Here is a 3,015-nt window from a genome sequence, read left to right as displayed (position 1 = left end):
CGGCGACGACTGACCACAGACGAGCGGCACAACTGATGGGGAGTGGCCAGGAGCTGTCAATGTCAATCAATACACCCAACGACCGACGACGCGAATCGACCGCTCCCGACGCGCCGGAAGCGAACCACTCACACAGCGATCTGACCGGGGTAACCCGCCGACGTGCCCTGATTTCGGTCGCTAGCGTCGGTGTCGCAACACTGGCTGGCTGTCTTGGTGGGGATGACGGGGATGCTGGTGACGGCGACGATGGCGACGGTGACGACGATTCGGACGGATCCGAGGACGACGCTAGCGGAGAGGATACGGACGGAGACGATACGGACGCGGATGCTCCAGACCTCGAGGACGGGATGACGGCCGCCGACGTGCTGGCCGAAGACGAGGTCGACGGTTTCGTCGCCGATTTCCGGGTGGGAGAAGACGAGGGTGAGATGGGGGGAACACAGACGGTTTACGACGGCGACGTTCACATCGAATTCGATCAGAACGGGCTCACGATCGAGCACGTCGGCGCCGGCGACGAATGGTACGAAGTGGCGATGGACGACTGTACGGTCGAACACCGCGAGGAGGGCCAGGACGACGGATACATCCCGATAACCCCGTTCCGCGGCGTCGATCCCGCCACGATGGAGGTGACGGAGACGACGACGGTGGAAGGCCAGGGCGCCTACGTCGTCGAGGATGCGGACACGCGAACGTTCATCAGCGCGGAGACTGGCTATCGGCTCCGCGAAGAGTGGGGCGAGAACGGCCAGGCGGACCTGCACTCGTGGGGCGAAACGGAGCCGATCTCTGCGCCAGACGGCGACTGCGAGCAGGACGGCTGATAGCGTACCAACACGGACGTTGGGAAATTCCGATCGCTATCGGAGACGAACCAGCAACCGCCATCACACCCTTCCTTGGGGGTGTACCCGCCGGGTGGTAATTCCACCGGAGTGACTATCAGGCCTCTAGCGGTGGTCGGGCTCGAGGTCGGCGTGGTCTCCGTTCTGACCCGTCCTCACACTCCGGAACACCACCGCTGAGTCGGGAGACGGGACGTCTTGGTACGGTCGAGGGTTGTACGTACCCGTGGAAACGCCAGGCGCTACTCTCGCGAGTCATCGAGCAATCCCCGCTTCCACCACCCGCTCGCAGGTCGCATCGAGACACCGTCTCCCCGAGCCGGTCTCGAACGTCGGCAGCCCGCAGCCACACTCACCGTCGAGCACCCCAGACGGGAGGACGAACCCCGTCTCGCAGTCGGGATAGCGTTCACAGCCCGCGATGAGGCCGCCGCGGCGCAGGATGCGGAGGTCGCCGTCGCAGTCGGGGCAGTCCCACTCGCGGTCGAACGCCTCGCGGACGGCGTCGTCGAGCGGTTCGCACGCGCGGTCGAGGCAGACGTCGAACGCGAGCCCGCGCTCTACGCGAATGCGGGGCAGTCCACAGTCACAGCGCTCCTCGCGGACCGTCGCATCCGAGGGAATCGCGTAGCGGTCGCCGCAGTCGACACAGCGCACCCCCGACGAGCGGATCAGCGTCCCGCCGCAGTTGGGACACGAGCCCACGGGTCGACCCGCCGCCGACGCGCGGTAGTGGGCGTACGCGTCCCGATCGTGGGCGGCGACTCGGAGTGTCTGAGTTCCTTTACGGGCGACGAGCGTGAAGCCGTCATCGCGGTCGCTGGAGACGCTGTCGGCGCGGGTGAGCCAGGCGACGGGCTGGTAGCCGTCGACGTCGTGGACGAGGACGGTGTTATCGGGTTTGACGATCGTCGTGACTCGCCCACGGTACTCCTCTCGGTCGGCATCGTCGACGAGGACGGTACAGTCGCCAGCGAGCACGTGAATGGCGTCGTCGATCATGGGCTGTCTGGCCGCGGGCTGGTATATAAACCGGCGGGTCGGTTGCCAGCTCGCGTCGGCTCTTTGGCGATCAGTCGAGTTTGCCGGCCAGAACCTTCGCGGCGACCAGGATCGGATCCCAGGTGGTGTTGAACGGTGGCGCGTAGGCGAGGTCGTAGTTCTCGAGGCCGAAAATCGTCGCACCCTCGTGGAGGGCGGCGACGACGCCGTGGCTCCGGTGGACGGCACCCTCGCCGTACTCGCTGACGAGGCTCGCCCCGAGCAGGCGCCCGGAGTCGCGGTCCGCGCTCATCGTGATCGTCACCTCGCCGCCCTCGGGGTAGTAGCCCGCCCGTGACTTCGCAGTGATCGTCTCGACGAGCGGGTCGAAGCCGGCGGCGCGGATCTCTTCGGGATCCACGAGGCCGGTCCGGGCTGCTTCGACGTCGAACGCTTTGACGGCGGCCGTGCCGGCGACGGGGCCGCCATCGGTGGGCTGCCCGGCGACGGTCTGGCCGACGGCCCGACCGTGGCGGTTGGCGGTCAGCGCCAAGGGCACGTAGGTCGGCTCGACCGTGACGACGTGGGTGGCCTCGGCGCAGTCGCCGGCGGCGTAGACGTCGGGGATATTCGTCTCCCGGTACGGGTCGGTCGCGATCGCGCCCGTCTCGCCGAGTGCGACGCCGGCGTCGGCGGCCAGCTCCGTGCGCGGGCGGACGCCAGTTCCCAGCAACGCCATGTCGACGGGGATGCGGTCGTCGGCGGTGACGACGGCCTCGACGCGCTCCTCGCCGGCGAAGGCCCGGACCTCCGCGCCGAGGTGGACCGCGACCGACTGCTCGCGGAGGTGCTCGAGGACGGCCTCGCTCGTCGGCCCGGAGAACCCCTTCAGGACGCGGTCGCCGCGCTGGAAGAGGTTCACCTCGAACCCGTTCGCGGCGAGCGCCTCGGCCATCTCGACGCCGATGTAGCCGCCGCCGACGACGGCGACGGGACCGGTACACTCCTCGAGGTAGCGACAGGCCGGCCCCCGGTCGGGCTGCTGGAGGTCGTCTTCCTCGCGAGCACGGGCGACGTACTCGCGCAACTCCTTGCCGTCGCTCATCGAGCCCAGCGTGTAGACGCCCTCGCGGTCGATGCCGTCGATCGGCGGCACGACCGCCTCGGCGCCGGTCGCGAT

General features: G+C 68.3%; 3 protein-coding genes. 1 reads left to right on the top strand and 2 read right to left on the bottom strand.

Features of this window, described 5'->3' with window-relative positions; genetic code table 11:
* The first annotated feature begins 353 nt into the window (after nucleotides 1-353).
* Nucleotides 354-833 carry a hypothetical protein gene (locus QZT59_RS09420; protein ID WP_290814739.1) on the top strand — a complete coding sequence of 160 codons (480 nt, stop codon included), beginning with the start codon at nucleotides 354-356 and terminating at the stop codon, nucleotides 831-833.
* A gap of 276 nt (nucleotides 834-1,109) precedes the next feature.
* On the opposite strand, the gene QZT59_RS09415 is transcribed toward QZT59_RS09420, so the two are convergent.
* Both QZT59_RS09415 and QZT59_RS09410 read right to left on the bottom strand, forming a co-directional pair.
* A complete protein-coding gene (locus QZT59_RS09415; protein ID WP_290814736.1) occupies nucleotides 1,110-1,856 on the bottom strand; it encodes a DUF91 domain-containing protein in 747 nt (248 codons plus the stop codon).
* Between the two features lie 70 nt (nucleotides 1,857-1,926).
* A partial coding sequence (locus tag QZT59_RS09410) for an FAD-dependent oxidoreductase (RefSeq protein ID WP_290814733.1) occupies nucleotides 1,927-3,015 on the bottom strand: 1,089 nt, incomplete at its 5' end.

The organism is Halovivax sp., from assembly GCA_007119345.1.
Taxonomy (GTDB): Archaea; Halobacteriota; Halobacteria; order Halobacteriales; family Natrialbaceae; genus Halovivax.
This window is presented reverse-complemented; position numbering and strand designations above follow the sequence as displayed.

Excerpts from the sequence above, each read along its gene's own strand:
- QZT59_RS09420 (WP_290814739.1), top strand. The coding sequence starts at position 354 with ATGACGGCCGCCGACGTGCTGGCCGAAGACGAGGTCGACGGTTTCGTC.
- QZT59_RS09415 (WP_290814736.1), bottom strand. The coding sequence starts at position 1,856 with ATGATCGACGACGCCATTCACGTGCTCGCTGGCGACTGTACCGTCCTC.